The sequence below is a fragment of the Vreelandella andesensis genome (assembly GCF_003989795.1).
Lineage (GTDB): Bacteria > Pseudomonadota > Gammaproteobacteria > Pseudomonadales > Halomonadaceae > Vreelandella > Vreelandella andesensis.
This window is the reverse complement of sequence record NZ_RZHG01000019.1, coordinates 74,256-94,946: the sequence shown is the minus strand read 5'-3', so window position 1 is coordinate 94,946 and position 20,691 is coordinate 74,256. Positions and strand designations below refer to the sequence as shown.

The window sequence follows — 20,691 nt, the reverse complement described above, 5'->3', positions numbered from 1 at the left end:
ACACAAAAAAATATCCACAGGGGGTTTCAAAACCCACCTGTGGATAGATTACACGTCGATTATCGCAAGAACTGCTTACTGCACTTCTTTATTGCACTTCTGACACCATGTAATCGACAACGGCCATGATCTCTTCATCAGATGCGCTGCTACCACCACGTGGTGGCATCACACCTTTACCGTTAAACACGCTCTGATAAAGTGCATCGACGCCCTGATCAATACGCGGGCCCCAAGCGTCAGCATCGCCAATCAATGGGGCGCCAGCAACGCCTGCCGCATGGCAAGCCACACAGCCAACACTGGCATACAATGCCTCACCATCTAAACCACTGCCGCCGCTAGATGCTTCTTCTTCGCTGGCGACCATTTCTTCGCTAGCTGCAGCGTCTGCGGTGGCTTCATCAGCACTGGCATCTTCTGCCGCGGCCATATCGTCGCTGGTACTTTCTACCGTTGCTTCCTCAGCCGCTTCCTTTCCGCCGCCCAGTTCCGGCACATCCATCACTGGTTCAACTAAATACGCTGTCGCCGCTTCCATTTCTTCATCAGACAGGTTGGGGTTGCCGCCACGGGCAGGCATCGCACGAATACCGTTAATTGAATGGTCCAACAGTGTTGCAAAGCCCTGCCCTGTACGTTCGGCCCACGCAGCTTCATCACCCCGAATCGGGGCACCAGCAGCACCCGTTTCGTGGCACGCCATACAAATATTGTTATAAATGCCCGCACCATCAATCTCACCACCGCCACCGCTACTAGCGACTACCGGTGCGGCTGCGGTACCGCAGTCTTGGCCTTGCAAACAGAGTTGACCTACCGGCGCTAGGCGCTCAGCGATTGCGTCACGTGCTGCGTCTTGGGCGTAAGCACCGGATGTGCCTGCCATGACACCTAGGGCCGCCAGCCCGCTCATGATCAGCTTAGATTTCACTCTCACCACCTCTTGAGTTTTGTCATAAAACGTTTTGTGCTTAACCCCTGCGCGCGGCAGCGACATCACCAACCTTCGGCAGCCGAGACGCCAAGACATGCATATGGCGTTAGTATACCGAGAACGCCAAGCGTAAGAAAATGCTACTAAGCGCGGCAATTCAACCTAGGCCGTACTCAGCACTTAATTTAGCGGTTTAAAAATGGTGTCGACGATCACTCGATTAACACCAAGCCAGTAAACGCTGCTGAGCATAACGCGTAAACCCTGCCTGAGCATATACACGCTTTGCAGGGATATTCCGCGCATCAACGGTGAGTGTCACATCACGGGCTCCCGCCTTGCTAGCCAATGCCTGCGCTTGTTGGATAATTGCCTTACCTATACCTTGGCTGCGCCATTCAGGCAGCAGCCCCATTAGTTGCAATGACCAGCGCTGGTTAACACTGTTGGGAGCAAATAATAGAACACCAATTGTTTTCGCCCGGTAGCGTACCTGATACCAATGGTCTGGCGCATCTGGCGCTTGGTTATAAAATCCAGCCAATAACGCGTCAGTGGTGAGCACTTCACGAAGCTCAGGGCAGTCTAGAGAGCCTTCGCTTACGTTCGCCACCAGCGCCAGCTGTTGGGTGGGGGCCAGCTCAGCAAAGGGGCGAAGCGTTAGCGGGTTGGCGTGTGATTGTACAGCTTGGCACGGCCACACAAGATGCTCAAGGGAGGCAAGTGCTCGCATACTGTGGGCCACTAACGTCGTTTCCCAGATGCCCGCATCGTTGGATAACGCCGCATGACATAGCACAATCGGCTGCTCTTTAACCCAGTTCTGCAAAACGTTTAACAACGCATTGGCTGCCGAATTATGCTGCCTGGGTAGCCAAAGCTGCGCCATTTGGTTAGCCAATGGCTGCACCCAGGCGGCAGCTTCAATACGGCCCGCTCGGGTGGCTATCCAAAGCCCCTGCCAAACGACCTCAGGCTCTGTTTTTACCGTTGATAAGGCATGCTGCAATGCAGGCTGTTGTGCAGGGTCATACACAGCAGCTAAATGCAGTAATGCTTCACGCCGTTGTTCTGGTGGGCACTGCAGCACGGTATTGGCTAAGGAGCGGTGGCCGAAAGGAGAATGACGTGTCATGTTACGTTCCTGAATAACCCGCCGTGAATGAAAGGAGTCATCCATCAATATGCGCATTTTACTGGTTGAGGACGACCCAAGCTTGGCGTCGGGGATTCGGATGGCGCTGAAACCCGAACACTATACGGTTGATCATTTAGCCGACGGCGATAACGCGCTTCATGCGCTTAAAAATGAACCCTTTGATGCGGTCATCCTAGACCTTGGTTTACCAACGATCGATGGAATGGAAGTACTTCGCGCTATTCGGCGCCATGGCAGCCAACTGCCTATCTTGGTTCTGACCGCACGCGATGCAGTGGATAACCGTATTGAAGGATTGGATGCAGGTGCCGACGATTACCTCACCAAACCCTTCGAAGTCGCAGAATTAAAAGCGCGTCTGCGTGCTTTGTTGCGCCGCAGCCAAGGACAAACCAGCAGTTTGCTCACCTGTCGGGGGATTAGCCTAGACCCTCAGACCTTGCAGGTTAGTTACCAACATCATGTGATCACACTGTCGCGTCGTGAACTAACGCTGCTGCAGGAGTTTATGAGCCACCCAGGCCGTGTGTTTACTCGCGATACTTTAGCGCGATTAGTGTATGGCTGGGAGGAAGATGTCGAGAGTAACGCTATCGAAGTGCATATCCATCACTTGCGGCGAAAGCTGTTTCCTGAGGTTGTTCGCACGGTGAGAGGCATTGGCTATGTTATGGATAAAGCGTAATGGATAAATCACACAAGGCAAGCCCATGAGCTCTATTCGCCAGCGCACCTTGGGGCTTGCGCTGCTGGTGTTTGGCGCAAGCATGCTAGTGATTGGCTTTATTAGCTACCGCTATGCCGCCCATGAAATTGAAGAGCTTCATGATGCTAGCCTGGCACAAAATGCCCGCTTACTAGAAGGGCTACTGCAGGCACCGCTGCCCGATAGCGACCGTTCTCTTTTATTAAACAGTGTGGAGGAGGCGCTGCTACGTGCCGAGCAATCCGACAACCGCTTTGCAGGCCATCGCTATGAAAGCAAACTGGCGTTTCAGCTTTGGGAAGGTGACCATCTTTTACTGCGCTCCGCTAGCGCCCCGAAAACACCGCTTACCCAGCAACCGCAAGGCTATTCAACGCTCACAGTGGATCAACATGACTGGCGCGTTTATGTCTTAGACATCACAGGCACAGACAAACGTGTGGTCGTAGGCGAACGAGAAGATGTCCGAGATGAACTGATCAGCGCAGTGGCACTGCGCACCTTACTCCCCGACCTGATTGGCTTACCGTTACTGACTTTACTCCTGTGGTGGTCGATTGGCTGGGGTCTCGCCCCCTTATCGCGTATGGCAGAGCAAATCCGTGCTCGCGACCCACACCACTTAAAGCCCCTAACACTTCATCCGCTTCCCCAAGAGCTGGGGACGATTTCTGGCGCCATAAACCGGCTATTGGAACGGCTCCGCCAATTGCGTATACGCGAAAAGCGCTTTATTGCCGATGCGGCTCATGAGCTTCGCACCCCCTTGGCAGTACTTGATTTGCATGCGCAAAATGCACTCACTGCTGATAACGCCGATGACCGAGAGGAAGCCCTGCACCACTTACGTAGCGGAGTGGCCCGCTCAACGCGGCTAGTCTCTCAGCTATTAACCCTGGCGCGCATAGACCCCGAAGAAGAACCGTTACCAGAGTATCGGCGCTCCAATTTATTGCAGGAAACCCGCGAAACCTTAGCAAAGCTTACGCCACTAGCCGCAGAACAACGCCAGCAGTTGTTATTAGAAGCAGACGACTCGGCTAATTGGGAAATAGAAGAAGAACCCGGTGCGATTGAGACACTGGTGCAAAATCTAGTGGGTAACGCCATTCAACACTCGCCGGCACAAAGCGCCATCACAGTGACGCTTCAGGTATCGTCGAAAAGTTTTATCGTCACTGTTGATGATCAAGGGCCAGGTATCCCGACAGTTCAGCGCAGTCAGGTGATAGAGCGCTTCCAACGTGCTGGGCCGAGTGCTGGCGCGGGGTTGGGACTGTCTATCGTCGAACGCTTGGTCAAACGCCATCAAGGCACCTTACAGCTCGATGATGCGCCCAATGGCGGCCTTCGCGTACGAGCAACGTTTACCAGGAACACCCTATCCAAACGTCAATCAAAAAATAGTCGGCCATAAGGGCCTTGTTTAAGGGCTCTGTTAAGGTTTCCATAAGAATTCCGTGCAAGTGTGAAAGTACAAAGCAGGCAAGAAGTTAACGACCTGCCTATTCACATAACGGAGATTCCCTGAATGAATATGCTAGCCAACTCTCTCAAGCCACTTATCCAGTTTGGTGAAACGCCGCTGCTGCTGACACCGACAGCGAAACAATTAACGCCTGAAAGCCCCGCAACATCGGTATTAACAGATTTTACCCAAGTAATCCCGCAGTCGGTGTCCGCTGATACGCCAATCGACGAAGCCCATTTAAAAATGCGTCACGGTGGTGTTCGACTGCTATTTGTTATCGACAAAGCGAATCGCTGTATTGGTGTGCTTACTGCCAAAGAAGTCATTGGCACACGGCGCATTAATTTAGCAATGCAACAAAGAAACCTAGATCGTAAAGAAATTACGGCTGACATGATTATGACGCCTTGGCAAAAGCTTAGTGCAATGCCAATCGAGCAACTTAACTCATTAACAATTGAAGACCTTGTGCTTTCCATGGAACGCTTTACAGAACAACACTTGTTAATTACTGAACATAACCTAAATCAACCTTTAAGCGTACGCGGCATTATTTCTGCAACCGACATACAACATGCTGTAGGCAATAAAGACCCGATGAAGCTCTCCTCTTCGGCAGTACCCACAGCCAATAGCTTTTCAGATATTTGCAAAGTCGTTACCGGACACGATTTATAGTTTTGAAGACGCATGGTTTCGAAGACTTACAGTTTTGAAGACTCACATTTTAAAAGCTCATAGTTTTAAAAGCTCATAGTTTTAAAAAAATATAGTTTCGAAATTTCTATTCAAAACAGTCTAGTAGAAACTTCTGATCACATTTACCAAAGCGCCCCTTATCAATTGATAAAGGGCGTTATTTAATTCACTTAAATTAGCAATTACGTTAAAACAGCGCGGCGTTAATCCACAGATGAGCCATAATACTGGCGGCATAGCCCAGTAAAATAGCCGGTGCCCAGCGTAAGTGGCCTGCAAAGGTATAAATACCCCGCGCTTGGCCCATTAACGCCACACCCGCTGCTGATCCCATCGAGAGCAGGCTACCACCGACACCGGCGGTTAAGGTAATCAACAGCCAGTTGCCTTGCGTCATATCCGGGGCCATAGAAAGCACAGCAAACATGACCGGAATGTTATCAACCACCGCCGAAATCAACCCCAAGACGACGTTTGCCCATACGGGGTTCCAACTGCCATAAAGGGTTTCTGACAACAGGCTTAAATAGCCCATAAAACCCAGGCCACCAACACACATCACCACGCCGTAGAAAAATAACAGCGTGTCCCACTCTGAGCGGGCAATACGGCTGAAGATATCGAAAGGAACAACGCTGCCTAACTGCTCAAGCTTTTGCCAATCGCCACGACGAGAGTAGCGCTCACGCTTGCGCTCCAAGGAGCGCGGCAGGCTACGACGCAGGTAATAGCCAAAGAACTGCAACAGGCCAAGGCCAAACATCATGCCCATCGCAGGCGGCAGATAAAGAACTGAGTGGCACAGTACAGAGATAGCAACGGTCACCAAAAACAGCGCAATGATGCGGCGCGAACCACGCTTTAACCAGACATTTTCAGTCAGCGCTGCAGGTTGCCGATTAACGATAAAGAAATTCATAATTACCGCTGGCACGATAAAGTTGACAATGGCGGGCACCAATAACGCAAAGAAACCACCAAATGGAATTTGACCCGCCTGCCACACCATCAACGTGGTGATATCGCCAAACGGGCTGAACGCGCCGCCAGCGTTTGATGCGACCACCACGTTGACACAGCACAGACTTATAAACTTTTTATCACCTTCGGCTACTTTCAGCACAACCGCGCACATTAGCATCGCGGTCGTCATGTTGTTGGCAATGGCAGAAATACCAAAGGCGAGACAGCCGGTGATCCAAAACAGGCTGCGATAACTGAAACCTTTGCGAACAAGCCATGCCCGCAGGGCATCAAAGATACGGCGCTCTTCCATGGCGTTGATGTACGTCATCGCCACCAGCAGGAAAAGCAACAACTCGGTGTATTCAAGCAGCGTTTCTTTAAACGCCGTTTCCGCTTCGTGGGGCATACCCGCCTGCACATACACCCACGCCACCAGCGCCCAGATAAGACCGGCGGCTACCAGTACCGGTTTGGACTTACGCATATGGATAATTTCTTCACTCATTACCAAGGCATAGGCAAGAACGAAGATGGCAACAGAGGCAATACCAGCAAACGAAGAAGTGAGGTCTAGAGGGCCTGAAGCGGCATAAGAAAGAACAGGAAATGCAAATAAGCAGAGTGCAGTCAACAACCAAGCAAGTCGGCAAGTAGTCTGCCGCGTTGCTAGGACGTTAGGTGGTTTCATGATGGTGTGATCCTGGCAGGGTTAGAAGAGACCACTACGATAATAAGCACACTAACTAAGTGCTGCAACGCAGCGGTCTCGCTAAAGATGCGGCTATTTGGCGCATCTTGTAAAGCCGTTTTCCCACGCCAGAAAATTTATTTTATTAGCCGATTTTTTGCGAACATGACATGCCTGGCCAAGTGATGTGGTTGATCTACAACAGCGCCTCTTTAGAGCGCCACTGGGCAGTGCAACGCCGCACTAGTTACTGTTACTCGATTTGTCGGCTGGGCTGATACCCAGTTGCTTAATCAGGTCATCAGCACTCTCTTCCAGGCCGGACTCGTCGGCTCGCCACCAACGTCTGGAGATCCGCATGGTGTATCGACGACGATACTCTGACGGTGTGACGCCCGTAGCACGACGGAACAGCCGGCGAAATGCGCTGGCATCCTGATAACCGCAATATTCCATTATTTCCGTTAGTGCAATATTGGTCACTTCTAATAACTGTTTAGCCCGCTCAACGCGCAGTCGATGCAGATAGTCGAGTGGTGTCATTCCTTCTACCTCTTTAAAATGGCGTAGGAGAGTGCGCGGGCTGGCTGCCACCTCGTCGGCGACCCGGTCCAGGCTGTAAGGCGACTGAATATGCTGCAGAAGCCAATGTTTCGCTCGGAATACCACGCTGTCCCTGGTTTTCATTGAAATTCCAGAAGCATGCAGGCTGGAATGCTCAAAACGCAATGAGTGGTAAAGCAATCCATTGGTGGCGATTTGTGCCAGTTCTTCTCCAGCGAAATGACGAATTAACTCCACCACCAGATCGAACACTGCTGCTGGCGCACCGGCAGTTAATATCGGCCCGTCGACGACAACCGGCCCTTCCATCGCCAACTGCACCTGAGGAAAGTGAGAAGCAAACCAATTAGCGATCATCCAGGTTACGGTGGCACGTCGCCCTTCCAGCACACCGGCCCGTGCCAGCATCACGGCACCGTTGAAACTCGCGGCTATTAAACGCCCCTGCGAGTGATAACGCGCAATGCAGTCTATTTCATCAGTGCATTGATCAAGAACACGGTTCAGGTCAGGCACGCTTTTCATCTGTACTCCAGGAACAAAAAGCGCGGTTTGAGAAGGCGGCAACGCTTTACGCCCACGGGTGGGTGATTCCATATTCGATAGCCACTCGGGAAGTGGCAGCTCATTCCCCCTTGCATCAATCAACCGCCAGTGAAAAAAAGCACCTCGTTTATCCGGATTGCGTAACTGCCAAAGATTGTTAAAAGCACGCAAAATATCGATGACGCTAAACAGAGTACCCGACAAGTTATGCGGGCCATGTAATAAATCAATGCGGACTGTCATAGGCTCTCCTGGCGATATTGGCTTTTTTATTGGCGGCTTTAACCTTTCTCTAAACTACCTCCCTTACTCTTTGATATCTCTACCTATCATATTAACTATCTGGCCTGAAAAAGCCATGAACTGAGTAAATCATCGTTAATTAAAATTTTTATCGTACTTTACGTGCTGCTTATTCCTATCTATATACCCTTTTTCTTGGCGATATTAACTTTGTTGCTGTCGGCATCCGCTTTATAGCTATTCCAACTTCAGCGCTAGACTAAAAATCACCTTAAATAAACACTAGAAAGGTAATAATCAGTGAAAACGAAAACAACTAATAAGTGGGGAATAGCAGGTAAACCCGTTCTCTCTGGGTTAGCGTCATCCTTACTTACTGCTGGCATGGCGGCGCCGGCAATTGCCGGAGAACTGGTGTTCGGCGATCTTACTTCTGGTCTTGGCGACGGCATCGAATGGCAGCAAGACGATACACGTCTGAACGTGAAGGGAGCCCTGTCCATAGGCACCATTCGGCGTGCGGAAAACCCGAGTCACCACCTGACAAGCCCAGAAAATGGCATGAGTATCATCAATGACGGTAACCTCAATTACGGTCGTGGCGATGCGGTATCAACTTCAGCAGATGCTTATCTGCAAGCCGACCTTAGCCACGGTAATGTCGGCGTTCGGGTCAGTGCAAAAGGCTGGTACGATTATACGCAGAAGCATCAGGGGGTCCCCCATGGTAGCGTCAATAATGGCTATCGTGCCGGAGAGCCTCTAAGCGACGATGGGTTCGTCTCTCTGGGGCGGTTTTCCAATGCGGTCATCGATGATGCTTATGTCTATGGTGACTTTCAGCCGGCAGGCCATGATCTTCATGTTCGCATTGGTAACCAGTCGATCCCTTGGGTAACGCCCACCACCATCGCGGGTGGCCTGCATACCGTCAACGCCTTTGATATCGCGTCCGTACGCCGGTCAAGCGCCATTGCTGAAGCCCGTACCATCGCGATGCCATCGCTATATGCCAAATTGGCGCTGACCGACAACCTGAAAGTTGATGCTTTCACTCAGTTTGATTTTCGTCCTGATGTCCTACCTGGCTGCGGCACCTTCCTCTCAACCAGTGATTACGCCCAACCCGGCTGCGATAAATTAACGCTTAACGGAAGCGTATTAAGCGCGATCGCAGGTCAGCGAATTCGTACCACTGACGGCCAGGCCATTACCAATCCTCTGGATCATGTGACCCGTGGCCCGGACCGTTACCCGGATGACAATCAGTTCGGTATTGGCCTGCATTATTTATGGGAAGACGTTGGACTTTTCGGCCTGTATTACACCAACTACACCAGCCGAAACCCACTCACCCACGTTGTTCGCACAGGACCTGGTGTACTGACACCCGCCGCTGCCAACCTTGGGCAGGCTGTCCCCACCGGAATCTCAGCCGTTTACGAGCGCGCCTACCCGACCGACATCGATATGGTTGCCGTTAACTTTAAAACGCGGCTTCCGGCGGGTACCGGTATTTATGCGGAATATAGCGTTCGCCCGAACCAACCGATTGCCTGGAATGGGTCAGATTTCGTCACCGGCCTGCTAAGTGGCACCGGCCCTCTAGGTGAACTCGCCAGTACACCGACGGGCTATGTCGCCCCCGGTTATGATCGTTTCCGCGTCAGCCAGCTTAACCTCGGCGCCAGCCATCCATTGGGTAATGTATTAGGTGGCGAAATGAAACTGTCGGCAGAAGTAGGCATGAAATACGTGCACAACCTGCCCAGCACCAACGAACGCCGTTATGGGCGCCCTGGCTTCGGTACCGCGGCTCATGAAAGCTATGCGCCGTGCACTGGCTCCGCAACAAAGTGTGCCGTCGAAGGGTTTGACACGCCGCTTTCCTGGGGAACCCGTTTCAAACTGGCCAGCGAATACACCCATGTATTGCCAGATCTTAACCTGACGCCGTCGCTGTCACTCGGTTATGACGTCAAAGGGTATTCCTATGACAGGGTCTTTTCCGAAGGACGCCACGGCGCCATCTTCGGATTGGAGGGAGTCTTTCAGGATCAATACCTGTTCGATATTAGCTATCTGAGGACCGGCGGTGGAGATTATAACCTCGTCGCAGATCGAAGCATGTTCCAAGCCAGTGTTGGTGTTCGCTTTTAACCAACACTACTCACAAAAACACAACCAAGGCGATAATCATGCACTCTTCATTTGACCGACGACGTTTACTGATTGTGGTGATGTTGATGGCGGTTGTCACCATCACTGTCCTGGAAAAAACCATTTTTGCTTTTGCCGGACCACAGATTATTGATGAGCTTCAGCTCACGCCAGAACAGTTCGGCTTTATCGGTAGTGCTTTTTTCTTTCTTTATTCCATTTCCGGTGTGTTAGTGGGTTTTCTAGCCAATCGGATGTCAAGTCGCTGGTTACTGACGGCATTGCAGGCCATCACCATGGTGGCTCAATTACTTGCTGCTTTATCTACCAGTTTATATACCTTGCTCGCTAGCCGTATGCTGTTAGGGATCGGCGCCGGGCCAAGTACGGCAGTGACTCAGCATGCCTGCTTCAAATGGTACGCCCCACGTGAACGCGTGTTGCCGGCAGCCTTGATTCAGGTGGCCATCATGCTCGGCGCTATCATCGGTGCCATTGCCTTACCAAGGCTCCTAGAACAACACGGTTGGCGAACAGGCTATTTTATCATCGCAGGTATCGGCTTGATCTGGTTGATACTGTGGTTACTTTACAGCCGCGAAGGACAGCATGACGATACGCAAACTGCTGACGGCAGTATCATGCCGACCTTGCCCTACCGCCAACTGCTACTCAATCGTACCTTTGTGTGCATCACCATGGTGGCGTTCTGCAGCTACCTCCCCAATGCGCTGATCTATAGCTGGTTACCCACTTACCTGCAACGCGGGTTAGGGCTAACCCCCATGCAATCCGGTTATCTGGTGCTGGCGACAACAGTTGGCATTATTGTGATCAATCTGGTGGTTTCCAGCCTGTCGCAACGTGCCTTAAAGCGTGGCGCCAACGTGCGTAATGCCATGGTCATCCCCCCCTTACTGGCCTGCCTGGTGGCTGCTGCTTCCTATCTCACCATGGGTTTCACAGCGACCAGTCTCGCCATGACACTCGGGCTCTTCGTTACTGGAAGCATCCTGCTCAATCTACTCTCAGCGTTTGGATTCAGCATTGTCGCCTTTATCTCTCCCGCCAGGCAACGTGGCAGTATGCTGGCCATCCATATTTCTCTGTTAACCACATCGGGAATGCTTGCTCCGCTTGTGGTTGCCCGCGCAATTCGCTGGCAAAACGACAATCTGGCAGCTGGTTTCGAAATGGCTATTGGTTTCTTCGGCATTCTCCTTCTGGCCTTCACCTTGATCGGTCTCGCGTTGATCGACCCGGAACGTAGCCGCCGTGAGCTTAATAACAACACGCCTTCTCCCATCGAATCACCGTCTGCCCGCCAGGCTTAATCAAGTGATTTCAACTTGCCACCATTTATTAACAGGAACCCTTTGATGGACGTATCCAGCTTCTCACAAAGCTACACGGCGGCGCGGCAAAAATTTCTCAGTGCTTGCGCGGAGGCAGGCCTGGAGGTTGAATCTCATCCTCATCCATTAACTGGCAGCGAGGGGGAGCAACTGGCCCTTGATGTGGCGCTATTAGGGTCACCGACAGCCGCTAACCTGCTGGTACTGAGCAGTGGTGTTCATGGGGTAGAAGGCTTCTGCGGCTCGGCCATTCAGGTAGACCATCTGCGCAACAGCGATTGGATGGAGCGCTGTCGTCATCAGGATCTGGCGGTACTTTTCCTGCATGCCATTAACCCCTACGGCTTTTCCTGGCTGCGCCGAGTCAATGAAGATAATGTCGATCTCAACCGTAATTTTATTGACTTCAGCCAACCGCTTCCCGACAACCCCGATTACCGCTCCATTGCTTCATTACTCCTTCCGCAGCAGCAACCTCCTACCCTGTTAAGCACCCTTGGCCTGTTGGGCTATGCACTGCGTCACGGCACTAAAGCCCTGCAAACCGCCATCTCGCGTGGCCAGCACAGCCATCCTGATGGGCTGTTTTTCGCCGGTACCGAACCCACCTGGAGCAACCAGCAATTACGCCAAATTCTTCGCCGCCTGGGAAGGCAATGCCAACGTATCGGCTGGATAGATGTGCATACCGGGCTTGGGCCCTGCGGAGTGGGGGAACGCATCTATAAAGGGCGCAACACCCCGGAAGATATCGCGCGGGCACGGCGCTGGTGGGGGGAAGAAGTCACCACCAACGTCGATGGTACTTCTTCATCCGCTGTACTCAACGGCACCCTTGATCTGGCGGTAATGGAAGAGTGTCCCCAGGCGGAATACAACGGTATGACGCTGGAATATGGCACCAAACCTAGTCCAGCGGTGCTCAAAGCACTTCGCGCAGACCAATGGTTGCAGAATCACCACGGCGTTGACGATGCACAGCGCACTCAGATCAAGCGCCAGCTACGCGATGCGTTCTACATCGACACTAACGAATGGAAGCAACAGGTACTGGAGCAGGCCAGGGAAGTGTCGGAACTGACTCGGCGTGGCCTTCTCACGCAATAGCCCGTCAGATAAGTGCATCCATGTGCATGTAAATCAAATGTTCACCTGTGAAACAAACTCTCAAATAAAAAGGATATTATAATGAATATACAAGAAATATATAAAAAATATAAAGAAAATGAAGAAAGTATTAAAAAAATTATCAAGTTACTTAAAAATTACATTGAAGATAATAAAGAAGAGGTAACAGCAACGCTGCAAAGCGTGGCAAGTGGTGAACTGGAGATGCCCGAAACCATTAGCCCTGAGGAAGAGAAACATTTTCGGGCGCTGTGCGGCTGGATTGTTTCAATTGGACTGACACAGGCCTTAGCGGCGCTTCAGACAATGCTGGTTGACCCTACAGTTTTAGATAGAGGTCTTAGGGGTGATGATATTCCTGAGATGGATATAATTAAACGACTCGACTTAGTTAATCGTCTTAAAAAATTAAATGGACGAACTCTAACCCGACAAGCAGTTCTACTGACAAGCTATATCTTCTACGATGAGTTTCATTATCCACAGCCCGAAACCGGTGTGTACGATATCTCGGACAATTCCTTCCAGAAACTCAAGTGGCTTTACCGCTACTGGTTCAATCAGCTTGAAGTGGCTGAAGAAGGTTCAAAGTTAGAAGACTTTTTTGCGTCTCAGGTACTTGATTTCCGGATTGTCGATCACCCCAATAATGATCCTGTTTCAAAAACTTCTATCTCATGCGCGGGAGATTTGCTTGCCGTCGATATTCTAACGCCTGAAAATACAACGCATTTATTCGATGGGATAACAGACTTCTACAGCACCGCCGACATCGTTAGCGCTAACTTGGAGTCCACCGTCGATGAGCGTCGACCAATAGGACGCTACAATGGAGACGATGGAGAGAATGCAGGCCAGCCAGCCCAAATGAATACGTCAAAGGCGATGTTTGATAAATTCCGCCATGAAGCAGGCATTAACTACTTCAGCACTGCCACTAACCACGCCATGGATTGGGGTTTCAGAGGCGTCGATGCAACACTGGAGGTACTTAAAAATTCTGGTGCTTACTATTCCGGCACAACCAAAAGTGATGCTAAAGAAGGGGAAGAACGGGACGGGTTCGTCATTATAGATAAAAATGGCATCAAGATTGCCATGTTGGCGTACACCTTCGACCTCAATGGCTACGAAAGAGATATTCCCGCCGACATGCCCTATCTGGTGAATGTCGTTCGCTTCAACGATGCTGATCCAAAGCCCGATTACTCGCTTATCAAGAAGCAGGTAGCGGCGGCGAAAGCGAAGGGTGCAGACTGGATCATCGCCTACTGCCACTGGGGGTGGGAATTTGAGATGTACCCCCATGAAAATATCAGGGAAGCCGCCCTTAAGGTGATTGACTGTGGTGTTGACACCATTCTTGGTAATCACGCACATGTCAGCCAACCGGCGGAAGCTATCCCGCGCCCAGGCAAGCAGGATGCGTTGGTGGTCTATGCGTTCGGTGACTTCGTCAGTTATCACCCGGAAAGCCGCAATTCAAAGCTTGCCTATATTGTTAAATTCGACATTGTGAAGGTCTACGATGCTATAGAATTGGCAAACCTTAAAGCCTTACCTATCTATATAGTCAATGCAAAACGTGATGATGGCAGCTACGATTGCCGTATCGTCAAGTTCGATGACGTTCTGAAAGACCCGGATGGTTACGGCCTGACCGAACTGGAAAAAAGCCAACTGCCGCATCTGGAAGAAAAGGTGTGGAACGACATTCTCTCGCCGCTTTCTGGGCTCGGTACGCGTTAATAAGTAGGCAAATTTAACGGCAATACTGATCGGTATGCTCGCTTATTGCCCTGACGGTCGGACATCTATCCAACCGCCAGGGCATTTTTATGTCGATAACTAACGATACCAGTTGCCGATTTACTTAGCTTTTTTAACGGGGCGCGGCCAATCCAACTTTTCTAACTGACGGCTGCGGGTAACCGCTAGCGCGTGCTCTGCTACGTCTTTCGCAATGGTGGAACCTGCACCAATCGTGGCGCCTTTACCCACTGTCACCGGTGCTACCAAGGCACTATTCGAACCAATAAACGCATTATCTCCAATCTCTGTGCGGTGTTTATTCGCACCGTCATAGTTACAGGTAATGGTACCCGCGCCCACGTTCACATCACGCCCTAAGTGAGCATCGCCAACGTAGCTTAGGTGATTGATTTTACTACCTTCACCCACATCTGCGTTTTTGGTTTCCACGAAGTTGCCGACCTTGGCTTTGACGGCTAGGCGTGTGCCGGGACGAAGGCGTGCGTAGGGGCCAATTTGATTCAAGCCTGCGGCTACCGTTGTGTCGATCACACTATGGCTGTCGATAATGCTTTCAGCGCCTATTGTGCTGTTTTTAATCACACAATAAGGGGCGACCTGTACACCTTCACCCAGCTCAACGTCGCCTTCAAACACGCAGCCCACGTCAATAAACACATCGTGGCCACAGGTGAGCTTGCCGCGAATATCAATTCTAGCGGGGTCGGCCAGAGCAACACCTTGGGCCATTAAAGCCTCGGCTTGCTGCAACTGATAAGCACGCTCTAAGCGGGCCATTTGTGAACGGTTATTGACGCCTTCCACTTCAACCGCACTGACTGGCTGGGCCGTACACACTTTGATGCCTTCGTTTGCAGCCATGGCGATCACGTCAGTTAAATAGTATTCGCCCTGGGCATTTTCAGCAGATAATTGTGGCAACCAGCGTTTAAGCTGCGCACTGGTCATCGCCATGATGCCAGTGTTGCACTCGGTAATGGCCAGTTGATCGGCGCTGGCGTCTTTTTGTTCAATGATGGCGACAGCTTCGCCTTCATCGTTACGAACAATACGCCCATAGCCAGAAGGGTCCTCCAGCGTAACGGTCAGCAGCCCCATGTGTTGCTCATCAACGTGGTTAAGAAGCGCTGTTAGTGACTCGCGGCGAATCATAGGGACATCGCCATACAGCACCAATACGTTACCGTTACCTAACTGAGACTGCGCTTGAGCAACCGCATGGCCGGTTCCCTTTTGCTCTTCCTGAACAGCAAACGATACAGCGCTATCTGCCAGCGCTTCGCGCAGTTGGTCTGCACCATGGCCAATCACCACATGCATGCGAGTAGGCGTAAGCCCACTGGCGGTATCTAGCACATGTTGCACCATGGATTTGCCTGCCAACGTATGCAGCACTTTTGGTGTTTGTGAACGCATACGCGTGCCTTTGCCAGCGGCAAGGATAACGATATCAAGCTCTTGCATGTTATTTACCTGTAACGGTTTAGCGGTTCGCGGCTGAAGCTTCCCACGCTTCAATACCCAGCTCATCAATGAGCGCTTCATCGAAGAATTCCACGAAGGCAGGACTGGCTAGGCTTCGCCAATGATCGTTCTCTTTCACTAACATCAACACATTGAGGTTATTCTCAATGGCCATCTGCATTCCTTCTTCGCTACCCGCTACCGAGATAGCCGTAGACCAAGCGTCTGCCCATGCGTTAGAGGGGTGAAAAACGGACACGGATGCTAACTGATGCTTAACCGGTCGGCCAGTGCGAGGGTCGATCGTATGGGAGTAGCGCTCGCCCTCTATTTCAAAGTAGTTGCGATAATCTCCTGACGTCGCGACCGACATATTCCCAAGAGGAATAACGTGCTGCGCCTCCGGCACACCGCTCTGTGGCACCTCAATCCCAACACGCCACAAGGTTTGCTCTTCCAGGTCACGGTATCCTCGAGCAATTAATTCGCCACCAATATTGACGAGGTAGTTTTCAATCCCCTGCAGATCAAGGTATGCCCCAACACGATCCGTACCATGCCCCTTAGCCACACCAGACAAATCTGCAAACACATCGCGCAAGCGCCTCGCCTGCATAAGCTGAGTATCGACTTCAATCGCATCATAGCCAATCGTCGCCATGCGTTCGCTAAGCTCAGCGTCAGAAGGCACCTCTTCGGGACGCGCCTCAGGCCCAAAACTCCATAAATTAACCACGTCGCCGACGGTAATATCAAACGCCCCATCGCTTGCTTCTGATACCGAATGGCTAATCGCAAGCACTTCAATTAACGCATTAGAAAGTGGCTGCCATTCATTAAGAGGCGCATCATTAAAGGCCACGAGCTCAGCGTCATCGCGGTAAGTCGACATCGCTTTATCAACGTCGTTTAATTCCTCAAGAAAACCTTCTTCTAGCGCCTTTGCCTCGCCTTGGGTTAGCGGGTCTGCAATAGTGACCTGATAGAATGTCCCAAAAATTGCGCCTTCAAAGCGAACAGGGGAATCTAATGGCCGATCATTTTCTGAACACCCGACTAATGCCCCAGCCGCCATGAGCAATAATCCTGACCATGTTAACAACCGAGAAATAACCTTCATTTTATTTTTCCTTGAATAAAATGCGCTGGGTTAAAAATGGTCTTCCTCTAGGACTCAACTGAAAAAATCAGACTAGAAATGGAAAAACCAGAGTAACCAAGCCCCGAATAACACTCGATACACCACGAAGGGCTGCATGCCTAACTTTTTAATCACGACCAAGAAATAGTGGATACACACATAGGCGCTAATGCCAGAGAGCAAGGTGCCTACCAGCATGGCCGGTATATCGATGAGCTGGGGTTCTTTTAGTAAGCTGATTGTCTCAAGGCCACCCGCTAGCACAATCACCGGGATCGACAGTAAAAATGAAAACCGTGCCGCACCCTCTCGGCTCATTCCTACCATTAAAGCCGCCGTAATAGTAATGCCTGAGCGAGATGTGCCAGGAATGAGTGCCAATACTTGAGCACCACCAATGATGAGCACTTCTTTTAACGTCATCTGGTATTCGCTGCGAGTGCCGCGTTTTTTCCAGTCTGCGTAGCCAAGTAGCAGACCAAAAACAATCAAACTGGCACCAATGATCAGCGTAGAACGCATGTAACCTGAGATCACATCGTGAAGCAAAAACCCGACGAGACACACTGGCAACGTGGCAATAACAACCCAAAACGCCAACATAGCATCATCGTTGACCCCTTGGCCGCGAAGTGCGGTCAAGCTACTCGTGATCATTTTGCCTATCTCATAACGGAAATAGATCACAACAGCGCTTAAACTGCCTAGGTGCAGTGCTACATCAAACGCAAGGCCTTGATCTTCCCAGGCAGTAAGAACAGGTACCAATATGAGATGGGCGGAACTCGATATAGGTAAAAATTCTGTAAGCCCTTGAACTACCGCTAACACAACCACCTGTAACCAATCCATGGAGCATCCTGTGATTAACTATTATTAACGACATTCATCCGGTGGATGACATTCAAACACCCGCAATGGCGATAAGGATACACACCCCTTTATTCATTGTCCGCATCCAACGTACGAACAAATTCACAGGAAGGTATATAGCCAGTGGCACGGTAAGCTACAATAGGCATCTATTGACGTTGGTGTCCCCGCAAGGTTCCTCATGACTCAGACCGTAGAATCACCCGTGGTTTCCAAGCATCAATTAGATAGCCAAGAGGCCAAGCGTGTTACCTATATTGGCGCTTGGCTGGATGGCATATTAAGCATTGTAAAAGTCGTGGTTGGCTTTTGGGTGGGCTCGGCGGCGCTAATTGCTGATGGTATTCATTCACTTTCAGATCTTGTGACCGATGGTTTTGTGTTAGCTGCTATTCATTACGGCCGCCAAGAACCAGATGATGATCATCATTACGGCCATGGCCGTATCGAAACCTTAACGACGCTACTACTGGGCAGCGTACTGATCTTTGTGGCGGGTGGTATTGCCTGGTCTAGTATTGACCGTTTGTTTAGTGGCACTGAAGTCAATGCTCCTGGCCTGGTCGCTATTGTCATAACAATTATTGCTCTGTTCAGCAAAGAGTGGATTTTTCGTTATACCATGCGCGTTGCCAAACGCGTTAAATCTAAGCTATTGGAAGCAAACGCTTGGCATTCTCGCAGCGATGCACTGTCTACTGCGGTGGTACTGGTCGCGTTAATTGGCGCGCAGTTTGGGTTAGGCTGGCTCGACGCCGTTGCCGCTATCATTGTTGGCTTATTGGTTGGCAAAGTAGGTTGGGATTTACTTTGGGAGTCAGCGCGAGAACTAGTGGATACCGCGCTGCCTGAAAGCGTTCAACAACAGATGCATGATGTTGCTCTTAGCGTCCCAGGCGTAGACAGTGTCCATGACTTACGCACCCGCCAGTCTGCAGGCTGGGTCATGGTCGACTTACATGTCGTCGTCGGATCAAAAATAACCGTGTCGGAAGCTCATGAAATAGGCAACGAAGTGAGCCGGCGTTTGCGACATAAGTTTCCGTTGCTCACTGATGTCATTTTTCACGTTGATCCTGAAGATGATGCCGGAGAAGGCGATCCCAGCCGCCTTCCCGGCCTTCCACTGCGCCCCGAAGTGGAAGCCGCACTGAATGAGCGCTGGTACATGCATCCTGTTTGGCGCACGTTAACCGAGCTTCAACTGCACTATTTAGACGATAAGGTATCGGTTTCGCTGATTATTGGCGATTCGGTCCACCAGCCACCGCAGTGCCTAGCCAGCCAGTTAAAGGGGCTGGCCAGAGATATCGAGTGGCTAGGCAATGTGGAAGTTATGTTTATTACCCGCGCGGCCAGCAGTGCGATGCGCTAACCATTGGCTAAAATAGCAGTCGCAATGGTGAAGTAAATCAATACCCCCGAAGCATCAATTAGGGTTGTTACCAATGGGGCCGAGGCGGTGGCGGGATCGACCTTAAAGCGCTCTAGTACGAACGGCAGACACATACCAATCATGCTGCCAAATAGAACAATGGTCACCATACTTAACGCCACAATGATGGCCACTGCTTCACCACCACGAAAAACCCCAATGGGTGCCACTGCGATCGCCATGGTAATTCCCAGCGAACCAGCCACCAGCAGCTCACGACCGAGCATTTTGCTCCAATCTTTTACGCCAATGTCGCCAGTTGCCATACCGCGTACCATCAATGTAGCTGCCTGAGCACCTGCGTTGCCGCCACTACCAATCAGTAGCGGCAAGAAAAATACCAGTGCGACCTGGGCGGCAATTGTGTCCTCGAAATACGCAATGCCTGCGCCAGAAAACAAGTTGGCGAATACCAGTAGTACAAGCCAAGTCACTCGCTTGCGGTAAAGATTCCACAGCGAAACACGGCTAACCCCATCTTCTAGCTGACCGATAGACATCCCCTTGTGAATATCCTCGGTGGCTTCCGATTCGGCAACGTCCATGGCATCGTCGTGGGTGACGATGCCTACCATCCGACCATCAGCGTCTAATACGGGCAACGCCAGCAGGTCATAGCGGGCAACCGTGCGGGCCACGTCTTCCTGCTCTTCATCTACCGGTGCACTGATCACATCTTTAATCATGATGTCGTCAACCAACGCCCTTGGACGAGCCACCATCAGTTGGCGCAGCGACATGGTGCCAATTAACTGTCCGTCACCATCAAGCACATAGAGCTGATACACCGTTTCCGCATCTGGGGCGGTTTGGCGTACCCGCATCATGGCTTGTGACACCGTCATGCCACTGGGTATGGCGACATAGTCAGAGGTCATGATGGCGCCAGCGGTGCCTTCTTCGTAGCTTGCTAAACGTTTAAGATCTTCGCGCTCTTGATGGGCCATGCGTCGCAACAACGCTTCTCGGCGATCCTCGCCAAGCAGGTTAAACAAATCTGCACGCTCATCAGACCCCATCTCTTCAAGAAGTTTAAGCACCTGGGTATCAGACAGCTCGCCAACGACTTCAAGCTGACTTTCTCTTGGTAAATAGCCCAGCACATTGGCAGCGCGCTCAGTAGAGAGAATATCAAGTATGGCAAGCGCTGCTGGCAACTCTTCGTCGTCTTCAATTAGCTCTTCAACCACCTCACCAATATCTGCTGAGCGGATGTCGGCTAAACGCTCCGCGATGAGAGCCTTGTTGGGTTTCTCTTTGTTCAGCTCACCCAGCAGCTCAGATTTTAGTTCCTCCAAGGTTTCATCGTTCAATGACATCGCTATCTCCCTTTGTGCAGACGCATATTATGCAGATGAGGTGTTACAGACGAGCGTCGCTACG

The 20,691-nt window shown here is 51.1% G+C and carries 16 protein-coding genes; 8 read left to right on the top strand and 8 right to left on the bottom strand.

All coding sequences use genetic code 11. The features are described from left to right. Positions 1-88: 88 nt before the first annotated feature. On the bottom strand, positions 89-934 hold the full coding sequence (locus ELY33_RS10025; protein ID WP_167470072.1) for a c-type cytochrome: 846 nt from the start codon (positions 932-934) through the stop codon (positions 89-91). 223 nt (positions 935-1,157) lie between these two features. Next, positions 1,158-2,072, bottom strand: coding sequence for a GNAT family N-acetyltransferase (locus ELY33_RS10020; protein ID WP_126947534.1), 915 nt, complete (start codon positions 2,070-2,072; stop codon positions 1,158-1,160). Positions 2,073-2,121: 49 nt separating this feature from the next. Here ELY33_RS10020 and ELY33_RS10015 point away from each other — a divergent pair, with 49 nt between their 5' ends. The 3 genes from ELY33_RS10015 to ELY33_RS10005 all read left to right on the top strand — a co-directional run bounded on the left by ELY33_RS10015 (position 2,122) and on the right by ELY33_RS10005 (position 4,951). Continuing rightward, a complete protein-coding gene (locus tag ELY33_RS10015; protein ID WP_126947531.1) occupies positions 2,122-2,781 on the top strand; it encodes a response regulator transcription factor in 660 nt (219 codons plus the stop codon). A 25-nt stretch (positions 2,782-2,806) separates the two neighbouring features. Beyond that, a complete protein-coding gene (locus ELY33_RS10010) occupies positions 2,807-4,219 on the top strand; it encodes an ATP-binding protein (RefSeq protein ID WP_126947528.1) in 1,413 nt (470 codons plus the stop codon). 114 nt (positions 4,220-4,333) lie between these two features. Then, positions 4,334-4,951 carry a CBS domain-containing protein gene (locus ELY33_RS10005; protein WP_126947525.1) on the top strand — a complete coding sequence of 206 codons (618 nt, stop codon included), beginning with the start codon at positions 4,334-4,336 and terminating at the stop codon, positions 4,949-4,951. 208 nt (positions 4,952-5,159) lie between these two features. Here ELY33_RS10005 and nhaD read toward each other — a convergent pair whose 3' ends face one another. Both nhaD and ELY33_RS09995 read right to left on the bottom strand, forming a co-directional pair. Continuing rightward, positions 5,160-6,449, bottom strand: coding sequence for a sodium:proton antiporter NhaD (nhaD, locus tag ELY33_RS10000; RefSeq protein WP_422822292.1), 1,290 nt, complete (start codon positions 6,447-6,449; stop codon positions 5,160-5,162). A gap of 420 nt (positions 6,450-6,869) precedes the next feature. Beyond that, entirely contained in the window at positions 6,870-7,979 is a 1,110-nt protein-coding gene (locus ELY33_RS09995; RefSeq protein ID WP_208644225.1) for a GlxA family transcriptional regulator, read from the bottom strand. Positions 7,980-8,279: 300 nt separating this feature from the next. Here ELY33_RS09995 and ELY33_RS09990 point away from each other — a divergent pair, with 300 nt between their 5' ends. From ELY33_RS09990 to ELY33_RS09975, 4 genes are all read left to right on the top strand, one after another. After that, entirely contained in the window at positions 8,280-10,139 is a 1,860-nt protein-coding gene (locus ELY33_RS09990; protein WP_208644224.1) for a DUF1302 domain-containing protein, read from the top strand. Positions 10,140-10,177: 38 nt separating this feature from the next. Further along, positions 10,178-11,473 carry an MFS transporter gene (locus ELY33_RS09985; RefSeq protein ID WP_126947519.1) on the top strand — a complete coding sequence of 432 codons (1,296 nt, stop codon included), beginning with the start codon at positions 10,178-10,180 and terminating at the stop codon, positions 11,471-11,473. Between the two features lie 45 nt (positions 11,474-11,518). Then, positions 11,519-12,601, top strand: coding sequence for a M14 family metallopeptidase (locus tag ELY33_RS09980; protein ID WP_126947516.1), 1,083 nt, complete (start codon positions 11,519-11,521; stop codon positions 12,599-12,601). An 81-nt stretch (positions 12,602-12,682) separates the two neighbouring features. Then, entirely contained in the window at positions 12,683-14,371 is a 1,689-nt protein-coding gene (locus tag ELY33_RS09975; RefSeq protein ID WP_126947513.1) for a CapA family protein, read from the top strand. 120 nt (positions 14,372-14,491) lie between these two features. Here ELY33_RS09975 and glmU read toward each other — a convergent pair whose 3' ends face one another. The 3 genes from glmU to ELY33_RS09960 form a co-directional block, all read right to left on the bottom strand. Further along, the gene (gene glmU, locus ELY33_RS09970) at positions 14,492-15,859 is read right to left on the bottom strand and encodes a bifunctional UDP-N-acetylglucosamine diphosphorylase/glucosamine-1-phosphate N-acetyltransferase GlmU (RefSeq protein WP_126947510.1); all 1,368 of its coding nucleotides are present in this window, start codon (positions 15,857-15,859) and stop codon (positions 14,492-14,494) included. A 19-nt stretch (positions 15,860-15,878) separates the two neighbouring features. Further along, a complete protein-coding gene (locus ELY33_RS09965) occupies positions 15,879-16,979 on the bottom strand; it encodes an FAD:protein FMN transferase (protein ID WP_126947507.1) in 1,101 nt (366 codons plus the stop codon). Between the two features lie 72 nt (positions 16,980-17,051). Beyond that, positions 17,052-17,852, bottom strand: a complete 801-nt coding sequence (locus ELY33_RS09960) for an undecaprenyl-diphosphate phosphatase (RefSeq protein WP_126947504.1) — start codon at positions 17,850-17,852, stop codon at positions 17,052-17,054. Positions 17,853-18,054: 202 nt separating this feature from the next. Here ELY33_RS09960 and ELY33_RS09955 point away from each other — a divergent pair, with 202 nt between their 5' ends. Next, positions 18,055-19,248, top strand: coding sequence for a cation diffusion facilitator family transporter (locus ELY33_RS09955; RefSeq protein ID WP_126947501.1), 1,194 nt, complete (start codon positions 18,055-18,057; stop codon positions 19,246-19,248). On the opposite strand, the gene mgtE is transcribed toward ELY33_RS09955, so the two are convergent. Beyond that, positions 19,245-20,627, bottom strand: coding sequence for a magnesium transporter (gene mgtE, locus ELY33_RS09950; RefSeq protein WP_126947498.1), 1,383 nt, complete (start codon positions 20,625-20,627; stop codon positions 19,245-19,247). The genes ELY33_RS09955 and mgtE overlap by 4 nt on opposite strands. Positions 20,628-20,691: the final 64 nt, after the last annotated feature.

Coding starts and splice junctions, on each gene's coding strand:
- ELY33_RS10005 (WP_126947525.1), top strand. CDS start 4,334: ATGAATATGCTAGCCAACTCTCTCAAGCCACTTATCCAGTTTGGTGAA.
- ELY33_RS10015 (WP_126947531.1), top strand. CDS start 2,122: ATGCGCATTTTACTGGTTGAGGACGACCCAAGCTTGGCGTCGGGGATT.
- ELY33_RS09965 (WP_126947507.1), bottom strand. CDS start 16,979: ATGAAGGTTATTTCTCGGTTGTTAACATGGTCAGGATTATTGCTCATG.
- ELY33_RS10010 (WP_126947528.1), top strand. CDS start 2,807: ATGAGCTCTATTCGCCAGCGCACCTTGGGGCTTGCGCTGCTGGTGTTT.
- ELY33_RS09975 (WP_126947513.1), top strand. CDS start 12,683: ATGAATATACAAGAAATATATAAAAAATATAAAGAAAATGAAGAAAGT.
- ELY33_RS10020 (WP_126947534.1), bottom strand. CDS start 2,072: ATGACACGTCATTCTCCTTTCGGCCACCGCTCCTTAGCCAATACCGTG.
- ELY33_RS09955 (WP_126947501.1), top strand. CDS start 18,055: ATGACTCAGACCGTAGAATCACCCGTGGTTTCCAAGCATCAATTAGAT.
- mgtE (WP_126947498.1), bottom strand. CDS start 20,627: ATGTCATTGAACGATGAAACCTTGGAGGAACTAAAATCTGAGCTGCTG.
- ELY33_RS09995 (WP_208644225.1), bottom strand. CDS start 7,979: ATGACAGTCCGCATTGATTTATTACATGGCCCGCATAACTTGTCGGGT.
- glmU (WP_126947510.1), bottom strand. CDS start 15,859: ATGCAAGAGCTTGATATCGTTATCCTTGCCGCTGGCAAAGGCACGCGT.
- ELY33_RS09985 (WP_126947519.1), top strand. CDS start 10,178: ATGCACTCTTCATTTGACCGACGACGTTTACTGATTGTGGTGATGTTG.
- ELY33_RS09980 (WP_126947516.1), top strand. CDS start 11,519: ATGGACGTATCCAGCTTCTCACAAAGCTACACGGCGGCGCGGCAAAAA.
- ELY33_RS09960 (WP_126947504.1), bottom strand. CDS start 17,852: ATGGATTGGTTACAGGTGGTTGTGTTAGCGGTAGTTCAAGGGCTTACA.